Source organism: Cytobacillus sp. C11.1 (assembly GCF_058145115.1).
In genome coordinates, this window is record NZ_CM176935.1 from 3,221,328 (window position 1) to 3,241,241 (window position 19,914).

The 19,914-nt window shown below is 40.5% G+C and carries 20 protein-coding genes; 14 read left to right on the forward strand and 6 right to left on the reverse strand.

The window, feature by feature from the left end; genetic code table 11:
- Positions 1-57: 57 nt before the first annotated feature.
- From gudD to AC3ZVC_RS15975, 5 genes are all read left to right on the forward strand, one after another.
- The gene (gene gudD / locus AC3ZVC_RS15955) at positions 58-1,431 is read left to right on the forward strand and encodes a glucarate dehydratase (RefSeq protein ID WP_490064195.1); all 1,374 of its coding nucleotides are present in this window, start codon (positions 58-60) and stop codon (positions 1,429-1,431) included.
- A 187-nt stretch (positions 1,432-1,618) separates the two neighbouring features.
- Positions 1,619-2,902 carry a nickel pincer cofactor-dependent isomerase, group 22 gene (locus tag AC3ZVC_RS15960; RefSeq protein ID WP_490064196.1) on the forward strand — a complete coding sequence of 428 codons (1,284 nt, stop codon included), beginning with the start codon at positions 1,619-1,621 and terminating at the stop codon, positions 2,900-2,902.
- Between the two features lies 1 nt (position 2,903).
- A complete protein-coding gene (garD, locus tag AC3ZVC_RS15965) occupies positions 2,904-4,433 on the forward strand; it encodes a galactarate dehydratase (RefSeq protein ID WP_490064197.1) in 1,530 nt (509 codons plus the stop codon).
- A 369-nt stretch (positions 4,434-4,802) separates the two neighbouring features.
- Positions 4,803-5,222, forward strand: a complete 420-nt coding sequence (locus tag AC3ZVC_RS15970; RefSeq protein ID WP_490064198.1) for a RidA family protein — start codon at positions 4,803-4,805, stop codon at positions 5,220-5,222.
- Positions 5,223-5,250: 28 nt separating this feature from the next.
- Complete coding sequence (locus AC3ZVC_RS15975; protein ID WP_490064200.1) at positions 5,251-5,559, forward strand: YciI family protein; 309 nt, start codon at positions 5,251-5,253, stop codon at positions 5,557-5,559.
- Between the two features lie 282 nt (positions 5,560-5,841).
- Here the strand turns inward: AC3ZVC_RS15975 and AC3ZVC_RS15980 are convergent, their stop codons facing one another.
- A complete protein-coding gene (locus AC3ZVC_RS15980; protein ID WP_490064201.1) occupies positions 5,842-6,381 on the reverse strand; it encodes a DUF6143 family protein in 540 nt (179 codons plus the stop codon).
- Between the two features lie 376 nt (positions 6,382-6,757).
- On the opposite strand from AC3ZVC_RS15980, the gene AC3ZVC_RS15985 reads away from it, so the two are divergent.
- Positions 6,758-7,441 (forward strand): Na-translocating system protein MpsC family protein, encoded by a 684-nt coding sequence (locus AC3ZVC_RS15985; protein ID WP_490064203.1) that lies wholly within the window; start codon positions 6,758-6,760, stop codon positions 7,439-7,441.
- A 370-nt stretch (positions 7,442-7,811) separates the two neighbouring features.
- Positions 7,812-8,048, forward strand: coding sequence for a hypothetical protein (locus AC3ZVC_RS15990; RefSeq protein WP_490064204.1), 237 nt, complete (start codon positions 7,812-7,814; stop codon positions 8,046-8,048).
- A 378-nt stretch (positions 8,049-8,426) separates the two neighbouring features.
- Here the strand turns inward: AC3ZVC_RS15990 and AC3ZVC_RS15995 are convergent, their stop codons facing one another.
- Positions 8,427-9,311, reverse strand: a complete 885-nt coding sequence (locus AC3ZVC_RS15995; RefSeq protein WP_490064205.1) for an EamA family transporter — start codon at positions 9,309-9,311, stop codon at positions 8,427-8,429.
- A 400-nt stretch (positions 9,312-9,711) separates the two neighbouring features.
- Between AC3ZVC_RS15995 and AC3ZVC_RS16000 the strand changes: the two genes are divergently transcribed.
- A complete protein-coding gene (locus AC3ZVC_RS16000; RefSeq protein ID WP_490064206.1) occupies positions 9,712-11,319 on the forward strand; it encodes a multicopper oxidase family protein in 1,608 nt (535 codons plus the stop codon).
- 263 nt (positions 11,320-11,582) lie between these two features.
- Here AC3ZVC_RS16000 and AC3ZVC_RS16005 read toward each other — a convergent pair whose 3' ends face one another.
- Positions 11,583-11,957 (reverse strand): VOC family protein, encoded by a 375-nt coding sequence (locus tag AC3ZVC_RS16005; protein ID WP_490064207.1) that lies wholly within the window; start codon positions 11,955-11,957, stop codon positions 11,583-11,585.
- Positions 11,958-12,552: 595 nt separating this feature from the next.
- A complete protein-coding gene (locus AC3ZVC_RS16010; RefSeq protein WP_490064208.1) occupies positions 12,553-12,840 on the reverse strand; it encodes a phospholipase in 288 nt (95 codons plus the stop codon).
- A 131-nt stretch (positions 12,841-12,971) separates the two neighbouring features.
- Between AC3ZVC_RS16010 and AC3ZVC_RS16015 the strand changes: the two genes are divergently transcribed.
- Positions 12,972-14,087: a cysteine desulfurase family protein gene (locus tag AC3ZVC_RS16015; RefSeq protein WP_490064209.1), complete on the forward strand. Its 1,116-nt coding sequence runs from the start codon at positions 12,972-12,974 to the stop codon at positions 14,085-14,087.
- Between the two features lie 212 nt (positions 14,088-14,299).
- The gene (locus tag AC3ZVC_RS16020) at positions 14,300-14,962 is read left to right on the forward strand and encodes a DsbA family oxidoreductase (protein WP_490068942.1); all 663 of its coding nucleotides are present in this window, start codon (positions 14,300-14,302) and stop codon (positions 14,960-14,962) included.
- Between the two features lie 168 nt (positions 14,963-15,130).
- Here the strand turns inward: AC3ZVC_RS16020 and AC3ZVC_RS16025 are convergent, their stop codons facing one another.
- Together AC3ZVC_RS16025 and AC3ZVC_RS16030 are read right to left on the reverse strand one after the other, a co-directional pair.
- Complete coding sequence (locus tag AC3ZVC_RS16025; RefSeq protein ID WP_490064210.1) at positions 15,131-15,862, reverse strand: YwaF family protein; 732 nt, start codon at positions 15,860-15,862, stop codon at positions 15,131-15,133.
- Positions 15,863-15,981: 119 nt separating this feature from the next.
- A complete protein-coding gene (locus AC3ZVC_RS16030) occupies positions 15,982-16,518 on the reverse strand; it encodes a hypothetical protein (RefSeq protein WP_490064211.1) in 537 nt (178 codons plus the stop codon).
- A gap of 154 nt (positions 16,519-16,672) precedes the next feature.
- On the opposite strand from AC3ZVC_RS16030, the gene AC3ZVC_RS16035 reads away from it, so the two are divergent.
- The 4 genes from AC3ZVC_RS16035 to AC3ZVC_RS16050 all read left to right on the forward strand — a co-directional run bounded on the left by AC3ZVC_RS16035 (position 16,673) and on the right by AC3ZVC_RS16050 (position 19,804).
- The gene (locus tag AC3ZVC_RS16035; protein WP_490064212.1) at positions 16,673-17,104 is read left to right on the forward strand and encodes a hypothetical protein; all 432 of its coding nucleotides are present in this window, start codon (positions 16,673-16,675) and stop codon (positions 17,102-17,104) included.
- Positions 17,105-17,586: 482 nt separating this feature from the next.
- A complete protein-coding gene (locus AC3ZVC_RS16040) occupies positions 17,587-18,060 on the forward strand; it encodes a hypothetical protein (RefSeq protein ID WP_490064213.1) in 474 nt (157 codons plus the stop codon).
- A gap of 213 nt (positions 18,061-18,273) precedes the next feature.
- Positions 18,274-19,134, forward strand: coding sequence for a cupin domain-containing protein (locus AC3ZVC_RS16045; protein WP_490064214.1), 861 nt, complete (start codon positions 18,274-18,276; stop codon positions 19,132-19,134).
- 406 nt (positions 19,135-19,540) lie between these two features.
- The gene (locus AC3ZVC_RS16050; protein ID WP_490064215.1) at positions 19,541-19,804 is read left to right on the forward strand and encodes a hypothetical protein; all 264 of its coding nucleotides are present in this window, start codon (positions 19,541-19,543) and stop codon (positions 19,802-19,804) included.
- The last annotated feature ends 110 nt before the right edge of the window (positions 19,805-19,914 follow it).

Genomic DNA, 19,914 nt, shown 5'->3' on the forward strand with positions numbered 1-19,914 from the left:
GGAAATCCTGTTATTGTGGCGTCTGACGCAGACTTGATTGAGAGAAGGAGTGTTTGTATGAGTGCAAAGGGTATCACTGAGCTGGGAGAATCTGAAGGCGTCAAAACCCATACACCTGTTATTAAAGAAATGACCGTTATTCCGGTTGCCGGACATGACAGTATGCTTTTAAATCTTAGTGGTGCACACGGCCCCTACTTTACCCGCAATATCGTCATCTTAAAAGACAATGCAGGAAATGAGGGAGTTGGGGAAGTGCCTGGCGGGGAAGCAATCCGGAAGACCCTGGAGGAAGCAAAGCCTCTTGTCCTTGGCCAGTCAATCGGAAGGTACAATAATCTATTAAATTCTGTCCGCAAACAATTCGCTGATCGAGATGCCAGGGGAAGGGGTCTCCAGACCTTTGATCTGCGGATAACGATACATGCCGTTACTGCACTTGAAGCGGCATTGCTCGATTTAGCAGGCAAATACCTGGATGTGCCAGCTGCTGCTTTATTGGGTGAAGGGCGGCAGCGCGATGAAGTAGAGATGCTGGGCTATCTTTTCTATATAGGGGATCGGAACAAAACGGATCTTCCTTACGTAAGCGGTGAAAATGTGGAGGATGACTGGTTTCGCCTGCGTCATGAAGAAGCGATGACACCTGAGGCCATTGTCCGGCTAGCGGAGGCAGCTCATAACCGCTATGGCTTTAATGATTTTAAATTAAAAGGCGGCGTACTGAGGGGAGAAGAGGAAATGGAAGCAGTGACGACTATTGCTGAAAGGTTTCCAAGCGCACGCGTCACCCTCGACCCAAATGGCGCGTGGCTATTGAAAGATGCGATCAGGCTGTGCAGGGACCAGCATCATGTATTGGCTTATGCCGAAGATCCATGCGGAGCGGAAGGCGGATACTCCGGAAGAGAAGTAATGGCAGAATTCAGGCGCGAGACGGGGCTTCCAACCGCAACGAACATGATCGCAACCGATTGGAGGCAATTGGGCCATGCCATCCAGCTTCAATCCGTCGATATTCCTTTGGCAGATCCGCATTTCTGGACAATGCAAGGATCCGTTCGTGTAGCCCAAATGTGCCATGAATGGGGACTCACATGGGGCTCGCATTCCAACAATCATTTTGATATTTCACTCGCCATGTTCACACATGTGGCAGCTGCTGCACCTGGGAATATTACTGCCATTGACACACATTGGATTTGGCAGGATGGACAAAGACTTACAAAGGATCCGTTAAAAATTGAAAACGGGAAGGTAAAAGTGCCTGATCAGCCGGGTTTGGGAATCGAGATTGATATGGATCAGATCGAAAAGGCACACCAGCTTTATTTATCCAAAGGACTTGGGGCGAGAGATGATTCAGCTGCGATGCAATTCCTCATTTCCGGCTGGAAGTTTGACCATAAAAAACCTTGCCTTGTTAGGTAGAAAAAGAATTTCCGGCTCTGTCTGTGATTCCAGTAAAAAGTGCTTATTCAGCGAGTTGGATGGATAAGCACTTTCTATTTTAAAGGCTGTGTTAAAGCTTAAAATTGATTTTTGGCACCCTGTTGATTGATGCGGAAATCAGCAGGCACATTTAACAAAGCCATTTTAAAAGAAAAGGAGCTTGTATATGGAGAAAATCGAAGATCTTTTAAGGGATATTCCGATTCCCAGAATGATAAAAGTCAGACAGAACTTCAAAGCGCCGGAAATCAAGGATACAGCCGAGGCTGTGAGACATGCCATTCTTCAAGCAGATGTTTTATCCAGGATAAAAGAAGGAGACCGGGTTGCCATCGCAGTTGGCAGCCGGGGAGTGGCGGATATCCCTATTATTGTTAGAGAAACAGTTAAAGCCGTAAAAGCAGTGTCTGCTTTTCCATTTATTGTTCCAGCCATGGGCAGCCATGGCGGAGCAACTGCGGAGGGGCAAATTCAGGTACTGAAGGACCTTGGTATTACAGAGGAATCCGTTCTGGCGCCGATCCATTCAAGCATGAGTGTTGAGGAAATAGGCAAATTGGACAATGGGCTTGGAGTTTTTGTTGACAGCCATGCTTTTCATGCAGATAAGATCATTGTCATTAACCGCATTAAACAGCATACCGCCTTTGATGGACCGGTTGAGAGCGGTTTGATGAAAATGATCACAATTGGACTGGGAAAGAGGAAGGGGGCAGATTCAGCCCATAAATATGGCTTTGGCCATATGGCTAAACATGTCCCGGAAATGGCAAGAATGATCCTTTCCCAAGCCCCGATCATATTTGGTTTGGCCACGATTGAAAATGCATATGACCGGCCGGCTAAGATTATAGCCATTCCTGCAGAAAAAATAGAAGAAACCGAACAGGAGCTGCTGCTCGAGGCAAAAGCCCTGATGCCCCGCCTTCTTATAAATAAAATGGATGTGCTGGTAGTGGACGAAGTGGGAAAAGACATATCAGGCAGCGGAATGGATCCCCAAATGACCGGCAGATATCCCACTCCGTTCAAAAAGAATACAACCGGAACTGAAGCTTGCCGGGTCGTTATCCTCGGATTGACAAATAAAACGCATGGCAATGCAAATGGAATAGGCTTTGCGGACATCATCACGAGAAAAGTCTTTGATGCGATTGAATGGGAAAAGGGGTATTTTAATGCGGTAACAAGTACAGTTGTAAATGCAGTAAAAGTACCAATGTTTCTGCCTAACGAAAAGCTGGCCGTTCAGGCATGTATCAAAACGTCAAATGTCGTAGACCTAAACCAGGTCCGAGTTGTGAGGATTAAAAATACGCTTGATGTGAAAGAAATTTGGATATCAGAGAGCTTACTGCCAGAAGCAATGGAAATAGAAGAAATAGATGTCCTGTCAAAACCGGCTGAAATGTTTTTTGCCGATGAATATGTAAATGAAATGGAGAGATAGCATGACTAAAGGGATAGCCATTGTGCCCCATTATATAAAAGTCCATCAAAATGATAATGTTGGCATTATTGTCAATCCAGGCGGTTTGAAAGCAGGCACCATTTTTCCATGCGGCCTGAAGCTGGTGGATTATGTTCCTCCAGGACATAAGGCAGCATTGACAAATATTGAACAAGATGAAGCCATTATCCGCTATGGAGAAATAATCGGATACGCCAAGAAAGCTCTTAAAAAGGGAAGTTGGGTAAATGAATCCTCCCTCACTCTGCCCCTGCCACCGCAGCTTGATAAATTGCCAATCGCTACGAAAGTTCCTGAACCTGCCCAGCCCCTGGAAGGATTTAAGTTTGAAGGTTATCGAAATAAAGACGGCAGTGCAGGCATCAAAAACATCCTTGGCATCACGACAAGTGTGCAATGTGTTGCAGGGGTGCTTGATTATGCTGTAAAAAGAGTGAAAGAGGAGCTGCTCCCAAAGTATCCGAATGTAGATGACGTGGTGGCATTAAACCATACGTATGGCTGTGGTGTTGCCATCCATGCACCGGAAGCTAAAGTTCCGATCCGGACCATTCAAAGCCTGTCTTCCCATCCGAATTTTGGCGGTGAGGTTATGGTCGTTGGATTGGGCTGTGAAAAGTTAGTGCCTGAAACCATATCAGCAAAGGCAAACAAAAAGGATATTGTCAGACTCCAGGATCAGAATGGATTCACGAACATGGTTGCTGAAATCATGGAGACGGCTGAGGAGAAACTTGAAAGACTAAACCGACGAAAAAGAGAAACCTGTCCTGTGTCTGATTTAGTGATTGGTTTACAGTGCGGAGGAAGCGACGCTTTTTCAGGAGTAACGGCTAATCCTGCTGTCGGGTTTGCAGCCGATTTGCTTGTGCGAGCGGGGGCAACCGTTTTATTTTCAGAAGTAACGGAAGTCCGTGATGCGATTCACCTTTTAACCCCAAGGGCAGTCAATGAGGAGGTAGGGCAAGCACTGATAAGAGAGATGAAATGGTACGATGAGTATCTGCAAAAAGGTGATGCAGACCGGAGTGCCAATCCATCACCCGGAAATAAAAAAGGCGGACTTTCCAACGTCGTGGAAAAGTCACTTGGATCGATCGCAAAATCGGGCACCAGCCCCATAGCTGGAGTGCTGGCTCCAGGGGAGAAAGCAGCAGAGAGAGGATTGATTTTTGCGGCAACTCCGGCAAGCGACTTTGTATGCGGGACATTGCAGCTGGCATCGGGTATTCATTTGCAGGTTTTTACGACTGGCCGTGGTACACCTTACGGATTAGCAATGGCACCAGTTATTAAAGTCTCAACCCAGAATTCATTGCAGGAAAATTGGAAGGACTTGATCGATATTAATGCAGGTACAATCGCAACAGGAGAAGAAACGATCGAAACCAAAGGCTGGGAGCTGTTTCATTTTATTCTTGACGTTGCAAGCGGGCGAAAAAAGACCTGGGCTGAACACTGGGGTATACAAAACTCTTTGAGCCTATTCAATCCGGCTCCCATCACATAATACAAGAGTAAAAAAGGAAACCAAGAGAAAAGGTTGAAGGCGTTTTTATCACCCTGAAGTAATCCCGAAAAGACTTGACGCGGCAGCAAAATATTACGGGGAACCATACTCGAAACAATAAACGCTATAACCTTCACAAAGTGGCTGTTCCAGAGAGCAGCCACTTTTCTACTAAATGGAGGAGAAATGAAAATGATTTTTCCCTATCCTAATGAAAGAGCTCTTTCCAAGTAAGTAATAGAGCGGATTGTTGAGCATTTAGTAGACGGAGAAAAAAAGAAAAATAGAGAGCCTCTTTAAAGGAAAAATAAACACCTGCGTGGAAGTTTAATAGGAAACCAAAACGGATGATTAGGAAGGAATATTGAAATGAGCAAAAAAATCACCTTAATTCATTCCAATAACCTGCCTTCAGTAGATTACGCTTACGCATCTCATGTACCTTCTGGCATGGACTTATACTTTATGGCAGGCGCTTGTCCGCTTGATGATGAAGGCAGAGTACCTGAAGCAAGCGGATACGAAGAACAGGCAAAGCTCTGTGTTGAAAATTTAAGAGCGGCGCTGAAGGAATGTGGTGCTGAACTAAGGGATGTAGCTTATACGAGAGTGCTTGTAGCATCCACCGAGCAGCCTGATTTAGTGACAGTGTGGAACACAGTTAGAGAAGCATTTGGTTCTCACGATGTGCCAAGTACTTTGTCGGGAGTCACCGTTTTGGGTTATGGGAATCAGTTAGTGGAGATCGAGGCAGTTGCTGCTTTATCGAAACAGGAAGTGCCAAAATAATATCATTAGGAAAAGGGGACACAGAGATATGCAATTTATTATCACAGCCTATGACGGGACCGATGAGAACGCTTTGGAAAGAAGATTAGCGGCAAGGGAAGAACATTTGCAAGGTTTGGAGAAAAGATTTGAAGAAGGCGAGCACCTGTATGGCGGAGCTATCCTTGATGATGAAGGAAAAATGATCGGTTCCATGATGGTGGTGGAGTACCCATCAAGAGAGGAATTGGATCAATGGCTCAAAGTGGAGCCTTATGTCACTGAAAACGTATGGCAGAAAATCGAAGTAAAGCCTTGCAGAATCGCACCCATCTTTATGGGGCTTTATGAAAAATAATGTTTGCTTTTTAAACAAGTAGTGAGGAGTGGTTGATTTCCGCTCCAGGATGCTCGCTTTCCGCGGGGCGGGCGGTGAGCCTCATCGGCGCGCAGCGCCTGTGGGGTCTCACCTGTCCCACTCCTCCCGCAGGAGTCTCGCACCTTACGCTCCAATCAACCAACCTTATTTAACAATGTTTTTATTCACTGATCTTATTCAATAACAACTATATTTTAGAAAACAGCCAAAATAAAAACAAAAGGAGCTCATCATTGAGTTCCTTTTTAAATTAGAATTTATTTATCTTTTATCTTCCCACCATCCAAAAGCCACCCTTCCTGATGTCGCGACTCTAGGTGATTCAGGGTTTGATAAGAATACAAGAAAGGAACCGCCAGGAGGGAAAATAAATTTTCCATTTTCTGTATCAACGAGTGTCATTTCAGGCTCTGCTCTGCGAACAAAGGCTTTTATTCCTCCGGTTGGCTCACCAGACACATTATTTGCATATTGCAGTTTTACCTTGGGTTTTGGCAGTGGAGTTATTGCGGTATTCGCAGGTGTTACTAACTCTGATTCAATTGGAGTCCCAGGCGGTTTTGTGTTAAACCAGAATTGGGCTCGGAAGGTTGAATTTGCTACATCCGTAACTGTCCACACATTGACATGCAAATTCACGCCAGAGTTAGGGGGATTATACAGCCTCGCCCATGCACTCATGCCTCTTCCAAAGCTTAATTCATCCGCATAACCGATAAAATACTTTCCTTTTAATGACTGATACAATTCTTGAGGAATGTCTACTGCCTGAATAAACCTATTTCCTTGTTTAGATTTCAAGATTACCCCTTCCTTCCAGTAGAATATGAAATTGAATAACCAAACTGTCTGAAAAATAAGCCAGGGATCTTATTATCATTTAACCAATAGATGAATGGATTAGAAATGTAGCCGGCCTTGTGTCCGTTATCAATCAGCCTATACCCCAAATGTTATGATGATCCCATGTATTTCATTCGTTTAAGCAGAAGCCATTGAATGAATTCAACAAAAAATTCTAATGAACTCTTTTTAAAACTGCTTGACGCCTCGAAATAATAGCAGTAAACAATGTGTCGATAATCACTTGAGGTAACAGTTTATCGACTTCTATTCAAAGGGTTTATCTTTACCCCCATAGGGAAAGATAGAAATAAATTAAGTTGTGAGGGATAATATGGAAACTGCTGTATTAGAGAAGGAAATTAATAGTTATATGGGCCGCCTGTTTCGGGAAAAGTTTGGGCGAGGTCCGGGCAATATCTTTTGTTCTGTATCAGACTCGTTAATCGCCATTTACATAACCGGGTTTCTGACAACCCTTGAGAAATCTTTAATGGAACATCAAAAGATTGACTATATCCAGCGGACCAGGGATCTTTTAATGGAAAATTTAAAGGGAGAAATTCAATCCCAGCTAGAAGCATATATAAACAAAGATGTGAAGGAAATTTATTATGACTGGAATCTGGAAGGCCAATCAGGAATGGTTCTGGCATTAATATCGGACCGTGACTCAAATGAAAATAACTATAAAGATAGCAAAAAGGTTAATGGCGTTATTGATGAGGTCAGTATAGAAGCTGAAAAATCACCGGATGTTATTTATTCATTCAAGATGGATGATCGGAAATTGATTGTTGTCAGAAAAGGGATCCTTGTCAGTATTGAAAAGGAATTAATCAAGCTGGGATACGAAGAGACACTCAGAATTGCCAAAAGAAATCAAGAGAAGAGACTAATTGGAGAACATATTACTGCATTAGAAAGTTACTTAAACACAGATGTTACAGATTATTTTATTGATTGGGATTTTGATGAGGACAAGAGCTATATATTATTTATCCTAAGGCCCAGCTAAAGCTTATTGTTGCTTTTTAGCACCCTGTGGCGGAGATCAACAGGTATTTAACAGAGCCTATCCTAAAATAACCTTGTTACATGCATTGGAAGGTGTTATTATATGGTAGGTAACTTTTCTGTTATTCGGATCAAAGTGAATGGGCATGGTACCGGACATACATCTGAAAAGACAGGATTTGAAATCAAAACACGCTTAAAAAAACATTAAAATAATTAATTGCTGATTAGATGGTTGGGCAAAGGACCAAACATAGGTCAGAAAAGGATTAAACCCTTTTCTGGCCTTTTTTATTTCCATATTTTAGGGTGAGGGTGTGTAAACCATAACTATAAACGAATTAATGTCTTGGGCAGATAACCTGGTAAAGTTGAAAAAAGAGTCTTTAGGTAAGAGCGGCTCGAAAATATTAAAAAGAAGAGAGCTAGAAGAATACCTCGAGAAAGAGGCAAAGAAAAAGAACATAGTCATTAAGAAAAATAACCATCCAACCAAAGCAAGCTATATACTTTGTGAACAAGAACAGGAAGTCATTTTGGAAGTGCTTTACAGATATAAAAGCTATTATACAAGGCATCGTGTGTATATTGAAAATGAGGAAGATTAAGGGGCGTTCTATTTAGACAGCCATTATTACTTTATAAAATTTTTAATTAAGGACCATTTCTCATAGATTGTTATTTTTGTTTATAAATTATGCCCGTTGATTTCCGCTGCGGACACTCAGCGAACCCGCGGGGAGGGTTGCGAGCCTCCTCGGCTCCGCCTGTGGGGTCTCGCACTTCCCTCTCTTCCCGCTGGAGTCAAGTGCCCTCCGCTACAATCAACTCAGTTGGTTAAAATACGTTCCCTTCAAAAAGCAACAAACTTTACGAAAACAGCCTAAATTAATGATGCATTTCATATGGGAATGCATCTTTTTTAATGTTCTCAGCGAAGTGTGATAGCGTAGTGTAAAAATCCTCTGCCAGTAGCTAATGGAACTCTAAATAACCAGCAGCGCTGTCCCAATGGTTATCAAAATAGCCCCCGCAATTGTATGCTTTGTTGGCTTCTCTTTTAAAATAATAAAGCTTAAAATCATGGTTAACACTACACTGAACTTGTCAATTGGATTGACAACACTAACCTTACCGAGTGCCAGCGCTCCAAAGTAACATAACCACGACAGGCCTGTTGCTGCGCCTGATAGTATGAGAAATACATAAGCCTTTTTGGAGATCTGTTTGAGTTCTTTAAAGGTTCCCTGAAAGAAAACGATGCCCCACGCAAATAGGATGATCACTACTGTTCGAATGAAGGTGGCCACATTGGAATCCACATCTTCAATCCCGATCTTGGCTAAAATATTGGTTGCCGCAGCAAAGACAGCGGAAAGGACTGCGAGAAAAATATAAGATTTTGTGTTGAAGACTTTCTTCTTCGTATCTTTTTTATTCTTATCTTTCTTTTTATCCTTTCCTATCAAAACAAAGGTTCCAATTGATATAACAATGCCCCCTGAAACGACTAAAGCCGTAGCCGGTTCCTTGAGAATAATGAAGGATAAGATGATGGTTAGAACGACACTCGCTTTATCAATCGGGACCACTTTGGAGACATCACCAATTTGGATCGCCTTAAAAAAGCAGATCCACGATAACCCAGTCGTCAAACCGGAAAGGATCAGAAAAATGTAAGAATTCATGGATACTGCCATGATGCTGTCTGTTTGCCCCGTTATAACCACCATCAGAAATGCCAATATAACAACGACTACTGTTCTGACTGCTGTCGCTAAATTAGAATCCACATTCTCGATTCCGATTTTCGCCAGTATGGCTGTAAATGAAGCAAATAATGCTGCCAGTAATGCTAAAATAATGCTCATATTTTGCTATCTCCATTTCCGCTTTGAACCTTATACATAATTTAGTTTGTTAAAGTGCAAGGAGATTATTCAATGACACAAATATTATAAGATTTTGATATTTGAATTAAGAAATCAGTTGACGCAAATATTATTTACTCTCTGTAACCTTTAGAGACCCAGCTGCTAATATTGGCAACTTTTTTTCCGTGATTACGGCCAAGGTTATATATTTTGAAGAAATGAATGGGTTAAAAGAGCAGGGCCGTGATAGATGCGATTTTTCACGGGCGGGGAAAGATAATCACACATTTTGCAGTCCTATCAGTATTGGCCGACACTAACTTGTTTTATTTTCATTTACTATAATAGAAGCAATCGCTTCTAAACTATCAAATTGATAAAAAGGAAGGTGAGTTTTATGAATGAAAAATTCGGGAGTTCTGAAACAAATAATTGTCCTGAGTATCAGCCGGGTGTAGCAGTGAAACCTCCAGGTACAATCGCAAAATTTGTTGATGAGCTTCCAATTCCAAACGTTTTAATCCCTAATTCTCAAGGAAATGATTGTGCCTATTATGAGGTTGAAATGAAATGCGGAAGCCATAAATTTCATCGGGACTTTAATGAAACCATTATCTATGGCTACAATGGCATGTATCCGGGACCTACGATTGAAACAATGAGAGGACAAGCAGTGAAGGTAAAATGGATCAATAATCTGCCATTAGACCACTTTTTGCCAGTAGATAAAACGATACACGGTGCTATGGGTAATCATGAGGTGCGTACGGTCGTGCATCTTCATGGCGCGAATGTAGCACCTGACAGCGATGGTCATCCTGAAGACTGGTATATACGGAACAACGCGAAAGTATTTGAATATCCAAATGATCAACAGGCAACAACCCTTTGGTATCATGACCATGCGGTGGGAGTTACGAGACTCAATCTTTACGCTGGTCTGGCAGGTTTCTACCTTATTCACGATGAACATGAGCAAAGCCTTGATCTTCCTAAAGGGAAATATGATATACCGCTGATGATCCAAGATAAAACATTTAGGGAAGATGGTTCTCTCTTTTACCCTGGACCTTCAATCGTTCGTGCCTTTATTGGGAATACCATGGTTGTCAATGGAAAGGTATGGCCTTATCTTAACGTTGAGCCAAGAAAATACCGCTTCAGAATCTTAAATGCTTCAAACACAAACGGTTATGATTTCATACTCCTAGACGAACACTCAAAACAACAGCCCTTCTGGCAGATAGGTACTGATGGCGGAATGATAGAAAAGTCTCAGCAAATTAAAAAATTTCCGCTGGATCCCGCTGAACGATTAGATGTTATCATCGATTTTTCGAAATTAGCAGGTCAGACTATTACTCTTCGAACAAAAGAATTGAATCTCCAAGGGGAAATAGAACCTTTTAAAAGAGATGTTATGCAGTTTAGAGTAGGGCTCGAATGTGAAGGTGAAGATGAAAGTGTAATACCAAAAAAACTTCGCGACTATGAACGATTAGACCCTAAAAAGATTTCTCCAAAACCAAAAACAAGAAGATTTGTTATGACTCAGGATGGGATCAAGTTAACGATAAATCACCTTGGGTTTAAAGATCCTGCTACAGAAACCCCTGAATTGGATAGTGTAGAAATTTGGGAACTTGCAAGCCATACTTTCGATCCTGATGAACCTCTTGGCATTCCGCCAAACATTACTCACCCCATTCATCTTCATCTTGTTCAATTTCAGATACTCGAACGCCAGGATTTTGATGTAAGTAATTTTAATGAGCACGAATGGATTAACAATGGCACAGGTATAAAACTTAAAGGAAAACACCAACCACATCCAAGTGAAATAGGCTGGAAAGATACTGTAAGAGTTGAACCTGGTAAAGTAACGAGAATCATCGTACACTTTAAAAATTACACAGGAGAATATGTATGGCACTGCCACATTCTTGAACACGAAGATAATGACATGATGAGACCATTGATCATTGTTGAAAGCGATTGTGAATAGGTAATTCCTTAAGTTATCTTTGTTAAATGCAATTACGGCTCTTTTCTAAAAGATTGATGTTTTTTAATAGGGTATAAGAGCTATATATGATTGGTTGAATGGAGCTTAATGTGCTACAAAGTTTGCAAAAAAATCCTAAAGTAAAAAGGCTTCCAGTTAATTGGCCGCCTTTTTTTTACTGTAATCGTTATTCAATTAATCTATATTAAAACTTTTTGTTAAGAACCATGGATGGAGAATGTTTTAAGAATTTCTAGGCTGTGTTAATCTCTGTGCTGATCTAACAGAATAGGGTTGCCGTCTGGGTCTTCAATTGTAAAACTGGCAGGCCCTTTGCTGGATTCATCTGCTTCAGTCAGTAATTTGATTCCTTTTGCCTTAAGCTGTTTTTGCAGATCGCGAATGTCCGTAAACGAATCGAGATTGTTTGCATTTTCATCCCAACCCGGATTGAAGGTCAGAATGTTCTTCTCAAACATCCCTTGGAATAAACCAATTATGCAGCTTTCATTCTTCATAATCAGCCAATTTTGCGTAATGTCTCCGCCTAAGGCTTGGAACCCAAGAGTTTCATAAAATTCTTTTGACTTCTGAATGTCTTTTACACTTAAACTTACAGAGAACGCACCTAGTTTCATATTTCCTCCTTGTTTCCTGATATAAGGTTTTTTATTTAAAAGAATACTCCACATAAGTTTAGTATAAATGAGCATCTTGGAATTAACAATATTCACCAAAAATAAGCGGGTGAGATGGAAGGGATTGGAGATGGAAAGATACTTTAAAAGCTGTTTGAGACGCGACAAAAAGAACCCTTTTATTCAAAAGTAGGTTTAGGGTGATTTTTATATAACAAGGGCCATTTCCCTAGATAAAAAGATGGGATTCATTGAAAAAGGTCGAAAAGAAAAGAATTCGAGGGTCAGGATTAGTTAAAAAGGACAATTCTAGTTACATAAAATAAAAGAGCACCCACAGGGATGCGAATTCGTTAGTGATTGTTATCAAGGAAAAAGAGTGCAAAAGATTGTTAATAGAACCAACCTTGTCAGCCTCTCAAGCATTCTTCCAACTCCTCTCTGTCCTATTTGTTACAATCTTATCATATCCATTTTTTGTTGAGCTAAGGTATCTTGGCTGTAAATTTAATGTTAATTATTTTTTGTGAGAAGTAGAAAATTTGCAAAGGCGGCAGAGGAATGACCGCCTTTTAACATGAAATAAAAAACCGTGCTACCATCTTTTATTTTTAGTGCAGCAAGTAAATCCGCTTTGGATTTTCATATAGATATAAATAATCGTTGCTACAGTGCCTTCTTTGTTCCGCATGTTCACCTTTGGACGGAGGCAATGAAGAAATTCCCTGTCACATCTGCACTGCGATTTGCCGCTATCTAAACACTGATCATGAGCTTTGCAGCAGGCATCTACTCCGTTAATGGGAGCCCCTGGTCCGCTGCAGCCTGGTCCACACCATCTGTAGCCTGGAAAAATACAACGTGACGATCGTTTTCTAGTCAAAATAAACCCCTCTTTTAATAGATTTTATATATACATATGGAAGAGCAGGTTTAGGGGTGTGTTTACATACCTAGCAGGAACTGCTATTAATTTGTTTTGATATAATTTAGGCAGAAGGGGGATTAGAGGAAATGGAACAGATTTATCTGGATTACAATGCAAGTACACCGGTGGCTGCTGAAGTTGTGGATGAAATGAAACCTTTTTTAAATGATTTCTATGGAAATCCTTCCGCCCTCCATTGGGCAGGCAGACCTGTAAAAGAGAAATTAATGAATGCAAGGAAACAAGTAGCCAATCTCCTGTCTTGTTCACCAGAGGAGATTATTTTTACAAGCGGCGGGAGTGAGGCTAATAATCTTGCATTAAAGGGATATTACTTTAAGCATCAAGGAAAAGGCGCTCATATTATTACTTCGAGGATTGAACATCCGGCTATTTTAAATCCATTGAGGTTTCTTGAACGTTTGGGAGCTGAAATCACAATGGTTGATGTAGACCAACATGGCATGGTTTCCCCTCAGGACATTGAAAATGCAATTAGAGAAGATACGATTCTCATTACCATTATGCATTCTAATAATGAAGTGGGGACTATACAGCCAATTGATGAAATTGGAGAAATCGCCAGAAAATACGATATTGCCTTTCATACAGACGCTTCCCAATCAGTGGGCAAAGTGCCATTAGATGTTGAGAAGATGAATGTGGATATGCTGACAATCGCTGGCCACAAGCTATATGCACCTAAAGGGATTGGTGCCTTATATCTTCGTAAAGGGATAGAAGTAGAGCCCCTTATCCATGGAGCTGGCCATGAATTTGGCTTGCGGGCCGGCACAGAAAATACTTTGCTGGCGGTTGGACTGGGGAAAGCATGTGAATTGGCACAGGAGTATGTATTTGACACAAAGCTTGAGGAGTTAACGAATTACTTTTGGCATCAACTGAGGGATGCTTTTGGAAACGAGGTCACCCTGAATGGCCATGAAGAAAGGCGATTGCCGAATACACTGAATGTCAGCTTTATCAATCGAGTGGGCCAGGACATTTTAGATGCAATCCCCTTGCTTGCAGCCTCTACAGGCTCGGCTTGCCATTCCGGCAAAATAGAATTATCTCCTGTTTTAAAAGAAATGGGTGTTCCTGAACACATTGGAATGGGAGCCATCAGATTTAGCCTTGGCAGATATACGACCAAGGAGGAAATTGATCAGGTGGTTATTTGGTTAAAAGATAAATTTTAAGGAAATGAGCAAGATTTTTTAACAAAATTTCTGAAACTCAAAACATGGATTTCTTTAAAAGGAAGGCTGCGTTAAAGCTTATTGTTAACCTCTTAAGCTAATTCCGTGTAAAAAACCACCTTAACCACTATACTATAGGAGAAATTATTGTAATGGAGGAATACAGTATGCATATTGAAATGTGGACTGACTTTGCTTGACCTTTTTGCTATATTGGCAAAAGGCATCTGGAGGATGCCATTAAACAGATTGATCATCCGATTGAGGTCACGTATCGAAGCTTCGAGCTGGACCCAACAGCCGAACGGGATATAAAAGATAATATGTATGAAAAGCTGTCCAAAAAATATGGAATGAGTATTGCACAGGCTAAAGCGAATACTCAAAACATGGTACAAATGGCTAAGAATGCAGGATTGGAATTTAACATTGATACAGTTGTTTTGACTAACACCTTCGACGCTCACCGTTTGACGATGTTTGCGAAAACGCAGGGGTTAATGAAAGAAATGACGGAACGGCTTTTAAAGGCTTATTTTACTGATTCCAAACATATTGGGGATCATGCTACATTAACAGAGCTGGCCGTAGAAGTAGGATTGAACCGAGATGCTGTAGAAAAAATGCTGGCTAGTGATGAGCTGGCCGACGCTGTTCGTGCTGATGAACAAACAGCACAGCAGTATCGGATCACAGGTGTACCATTCTTCCTTATTAATAAAAAGTACGCTCTTTCGGGAGCACAGCCAACTGAGGCTTTTGTGCAAGCCTTTGAAAAAGTCATTGCTGAAGATGAAATCACCATTCTAAACAGCGAAAACGGTGTGATCTGTGATGATGATGGATGTGAAATTCCTCAAAAGAAGAACGACTGATTGCTGAAAATAATATCATTAAGAACTAGTCTGCGTGTCCTTTTAAGGAAGTAAATCGGAGGCTAGTTTTTTTATTTAAGGGTTCAATTTTTAAGGTGAGTTAAACGGATGGGTTATTTAAATAATTAGCAGTCCTGCACCCAATTTAACACAAAGCGGTCAGCCCAATCATTTGGCATGAGAACGCTCCTCGTAGCTCTTTTCCATCTTTCGCAGTATTAGCCATACAATTAGGCTAATACCGATTAATACACCTTCCAAAGAAAAAATATACCAGGGATAGGGGCCCAGCACGTCAAATAAACTCGGACTTTTCGGCTTGTGGCGCAAAAACCAATAATTCCCGTCTGCCCGCCTATTAACCAACAAGACCAGAGGCAAAAGGAGATTAATAAAGATCATTAATTTTATGAAGGATCGGAATGTTGGATAGTAGCCTTTTGCCCACGTAAAATATAAGGTTACCCATACAACCATCAAATGCGCATAGAAAAAGTGAATAAATCGAAAGTGTGGAAAGCCGTATGTTAACGCAGGGGTCATGATTGCTTGTGTAGCACCTAATAGGGCAATAAAAAAGATCAATTCAAAGTATATTTTTTTTCTTGTTATTAGTAAAAAGATACATAATATAAGGGCGATATTGCACAGTTCCAAAGGCAAGGAACGGCCTGGTTTCCAGACTCCATTCGTGTACATCCAAGCATGATTCATGATCTCGATCACGATCAAAGAAAAGGCTGCTCCTATTTCAGTTCTTCTCCATTTGTCATCCTTTAATTTTGTTCGGTAAAGGAAAATAGCTGCTGTACCAATAATAAAGATGGCCAAGATAACAAAATGACTAACAGAAAAAAGATCAAAATTGAACGGCTTCTTGCTGAGGCCAAACCACTCCATTATATCCACCTCATGTTTGAATTTAGAGCAAACATAAGATGTGCTTTTAAGCCCACTTTTATACGGTTATTTTTCCTATTTCTCCGTTTGGGAAAATAGGGTGAGTAGGCTTCAAGCTATTATTCGTCTACAGGGATGATGTCAGCAATTTGGAAAGCATTGCCCGAAAAAATGCAGTATAAGTCTGTCACAGCACTATGCAGTTTGGTATTCGTTATCAAAAGACCATCATAGCCTTGGCTCATAAGATCATTTCTAAATGCTGCATTCGCTTCCTCTTTATTTAAAAGAATGGCCTTGTCTTTCCAGGTAAGGTTTCGTTTCTTTGTCCCTAAATAATCACAGTATTTATCCCGTTCATGCATAAACAAGTCATAAGATTCGAATTCCTTAAGAATCGGATCATCCATATATACTTTATAGATAAAGCCGCGGACGGGCCTGTCATATTGTACGACTTTAGGTTCACCATCTTCCCAAAACTCCGTTTCCGATTTTTCAATCACGGTCTCCGTTCCAATAGCAAAAGGTTTTGCTGCATTCACATCCGAAGTAAACCAAAATCCAATCGTGTCAATATCATTGCTTACATTTTGGACAACCGTTTCTTTAGTAAACTCTTCAAGTTTTCTTATAGATCCATGATAAAGAATCATATGCATGCCTCCCATTATTAGGTTAACCTGATATCCGGTATTCAATTACGAAAATGGACGGATTAACCCTTTCATTCATGCATTATTTGGCAGTTTGTTTTATTCATTTTATGAATTATTATTAACTGGAATTGAACGAAAGGAGCCAATTTTTATGGGGAACATCATTAGCCAATTAAGGACCAATGAGCGATTCTATACTTATACATTAGTGGGAACTGTCGTTGGCTTAATCCTTTCTGTCATCGTTATGGCTTTTTCAAGAATTTTAAGCATCTGGTTAGTTGGTTTTTTCTTTACTCTTGCGGTTTATCTTTATTATTTTCTGGGGGTAAACCCTTATTTTAAGGGAATGTTTTTTTCCATCTTACCTGTTTTGATATCTGTCGTTATTTTAGAATTTATCACCTACTTGCCTATCCCTGAAAAATGGGAATGGCTGCTTGAAGGCAATAGCAGAGGGCGTGGGGGTGCGACTGAAGCAGTCTTTGCTTTATTCCTATTTTTAGTTATTAAAATAACAGGTGTTAAGCCTTTTAAACATAGCATTGATGAGTATGTTCTTATTTTCTTTTTGCTATGTTAAAGCTCATTTTTGCACTCTGTTTATTGGAGAGGTTAACAAGGGGAAGTTTTATAGATTTTAAAAATATAAGGGATTTTGCGTTTGATTCGAATGTGACATGCGGTTATTTTCATACATTTTATTGAAGGAATTTGTTTTTTTAATTGGCTCTTTTCTAAAGGCTCTTTTCTCATAGATTGTTGTTTTTGTTAATGAATTCTGCCCGTTGATTTCCGCTGCGGGCACTTGCTTTCCGCGGGGAGGGTTGCGAGCCTCCTCGGCTTCGCCTGTGGGGTCTCGCACTTCCCTCTCTTCTTGCAGGAGTCAAGTGCCCTCCGCTACAATCAACTCAGTGGGTAAAATACGTTTGCCTTCAAAAAAGCAACAAAGTTTGCGAAAACAGCCTTTTAATTTGATGAAAAATACGGATGAAACTGTACAATGCACCTGCTGGGAACTCCAAGAAAATGAGAAGAGGACTGAAATCAAAGGAGGGGCTATGTATGAAATTTACCATCGAGTATATCCCTCTAAACAAAATCAAGCCGGATTTATCGCTGAAAATGACAGAGCGTCTTAAGAGACTCCAGAGATTAATGTGGGACTGTATGTTTGTTTTGGTGGTCAAAAAGAATCGGAAGGATAATACCTACATGATTGTTAGCGGGCAAGAACGATTGGAGTCCCTGAAGAAACACACTAAAAACATTTATGCACCATGCATCGTTGATAAAAGTGATTCTGCCGGAATCATATCGTGGTTTTATCGATTACGGAACAAACAGCCTCTGGATGACTTCCCCTTAATGCCTGCGAGCTGGTCAATCGCCCGAACCTTTTTGAAACAAGAGCATCGTTTTAAACACCTTTCCAGGTCTGAACAAATAAGAGTGCTGCGCATTGCTGCACGTTACAAAAAAACGGTGATTTTTGCGATGAGAAACACGGTGGATGAAATGCTAAGAGATCAGAAATAACTTTGCCCTCTTTAAAGATTGATATATAAAAGCTGGCTATTTGCAGTTTTTTTTCGGAGCTAAAAGCCCATCTTTAAATAGGCTATATTAACCAACGTACATTCTTAACACATAGGCATATGATGCTTTTAGAAACCTGTGAAAGGAATGACTAAAATGCATCATGATCCTAAATCGTATTCCTATCCATATTATCCCCAGGTGAACACACACATGTATTACACAAACTATATGCCAAGAAACCAACAAGAATATCAGCAAGTATGTGAAGCGATACTTGGAGCCATAAAAAGAGAAGCTTCAGCCATTGAGCTTTATCGTCAATTAGCAAATGACGCCCCAAACCAGCAGCACTTTAATGAAATTCACCAAGCATTAGAAGGTAAAAAAACACATTTGACACAATTTACGAATCTATTTATCAGCCTAACGGGAATTCAGCCAAGCTACCAAATCGATCAAGTTCCATTTCAAAACTATAGAGATGGCCTGCAAAAAGCTTATCAAACAGAAGTGGAAGGATATCAGGAATGTCATAAGAGCAGCTTACTTACAGAACACCCGCAAATCAGAAATGTATTTTTATGGGCTTTAAATGGTGAACAGGCGAATGCTGTCCGTTTTGGCTCTTTAAATGAGGAAATAGCAAAGAGACAAACAGACTTTGGACCAAAACCGTTTGTAGTGGATATCGAGGATGCGACTACAAAGAACAATAATTTCCGCACCGCCCTGTGGACGGGTGAACACTTACAGCTGACCTTGATGAGCATTGGTGTTGGAGAAGACATTGGTTTGGAAATTCATCCGGAACTGGATCAATTTTTGCGTGTTGAAGAAGGCCAAGGGATTATTCGAATGGGATATAGCAAGGATCAATTAGATTTTGAAGAAAAAGTTTCTGAAGACTTCGCCATCATCATCCCTGCAGGCAAATGGCACAATCTCATAAATTCGGGTTACCAGCCGCTTAAGCTCTACTCAATCTATGCACCGCCTCAGCATCCATTTGGGACCGTTCATAAAACGAAAGAGGAAGCAATGGCTGCGGAAGAAGAACACCATTCAAACTAAAATGGCAAAACCAAAAAGCCTCATGAGTCAAATTGAGGCTTTTTGATTTTAACTGGAACGTGTTTGAGTTAGTCAAACATCTCGATATATTCGTGCTTGAACACTATTGAATGAATGCAAATTTTCTTAAGGGGGCTGAAATATTATTGCCAATATAATAGTGCCATTTACCGTATTGGCTTTTGCTATTGGCTTTTTCTATTTAATGTTTATACTTTTTAGGAAGTGAAAGGAAGTCTGCAGTAATTTACTTGTATAAAAGATAGTTAAAACTGAACCAGTGCGAACATTTTCAATTGCGATTGGCAGCCATTTTTATAAATTAACCAGTCTGAAGGAGATTTTATTGCATTAGAGGCGAATGTTTGTTCTATAATAAAGATAAATCATATTTTCGAGGTGTGTCATGAAGGTAGTCATTGAAACAATTCTTAACATTGAAGGAAGCAGGGGGATGCGGCGAGGCGAATTTTACGTTCACGATCAAGATTTTAATGACCATGCAGATTTTTCTGTTAGTATCGTTGCTTATGAATGGATTCAGCAGCAGCGGAAGGAGACCGGCTTCAGAGAAACCATAATTGAAAAGGTTACCTGGAATAATCAGCATGATATTACGGAAGAGGTGAAAAAGATTCAGCCGGTTATAAAGGATGATTTGCCTTTTTAATTTTTTACATAATGTTGAAACTGTTATAACAAAAGCAACTGCCACTTAGAGCTCGATCGAATAAAAGGATAAATTCTGAATTACGTACAAAAATGGAATTCCTTTTTTGT

Coding starts and splice junctions, on each gene's coding strand:
- gudD (WP_490064195.1), top strand. CDS start 58: ATGAGTGCAAAGGGTATCACTGAGCTGGGAGAATCTGAAGGCGTCAAA.
- AC3ZVC_RS16005 (WP_490064207.1), bottom strand. CDS start 11,957: ATGAAACTAGGTGCGTTCTCTGTAAGTTTAAGTGTAAAAGACATTCAG.
- AC3ZVC_RS16015 (WP_490064209.1), top strand. CDS start 12,972: ATGGAACAGATTTATCTGGATTACAATGCAAGTACACCGGTGGCTGCT.
- AC3ZVC_RS15970 (WP_490064198.1), top strand. CDS start 4,803: ATGAGCAAAAAAATCACCTTAATTCATTCCAATAACCTGCCTTCAGTA.
- AC3ZVC_RS16035 (WP_490064212.1), top strand. CDS start 16,673: ATGGGGAACATCATTAGCCAATTAAGGACCAATGAGCGATTCTATACT.
- AC3ZVC_RS16040 (WP_490064213.1), top strand. CDS start 17,587: ATGAAATTTACCATCGAGTATATCCCTCTAAACAAAATCAAGCCGGAT.
- AC3ZVC_RS16025 (WP_490064210.1), bottom strand. CDS start 15,862: ATGGAGTGGTTTGGCCTCAGCAAGAAGCCGTTCAATTTTGATCTTTTT.
- AC3ZVC_RS15975 (WP_490064200.1), top strand. CDS start 5,251: ATGCAATTTATTATCACAGCCTATGACGGGACCGATGAGAACGCTTTG.
- AC3ZVC_RS16030 (WP_490064211.1), bottom strand. CDS start 16,518: ATGATTCTTTATCATGGATCTATAAGAAAACTTGAAGAGTTTACTAAA.
- AC3ZVC_RS15995 (WP_490064205.1), bottom strand. CDS start 9,311: ATGAGCATTATTTTAGCATTACTGGCAGCATTATTTGCTTCATTTACA.
- garD (WP_490064197.1), top strand. CDS start 2,904: ATGACTAAAGGGATAGCCATTGTGCCCCATTATATAAAAGTCCATCAA.
- AC3ZVC_RS16050 (WP_490064215.1), top strand. CDS start 19,541: ATGAAGGTAGTCATTGAAACAATTCTTAACATTGAAGGAAGCAGGGGG.
- AC3ZVC_RS16000 (WP_490064206.1), top strand. CDS start 9,712: ATGAATGAAAAATTCGGGAGTTCTGAAACAAATAATTGTCCTGAGTAT.
- AC3ZVC_RS15960 (WP_490064196.1), top strand. CDS start 1,619: ATGGAGAAAATCGAAGATCTTTTAAGGGATATTCCGATTCCCAGAATG.
- AC3ZVC_RS16045 (WP_490064214.1), top strand. CDS start 18,274: ATGTATTACACAAACTATATGCCAAGAAACCAACAAGAATATCAGCAA.
- AC3ZVC_RS15985 (WP_490064203.1), top strand. CDS start 6,758: ATGGAAACTGCTGTATTAGAGAAGGAAATTAATAGTTATATGGGCCGC.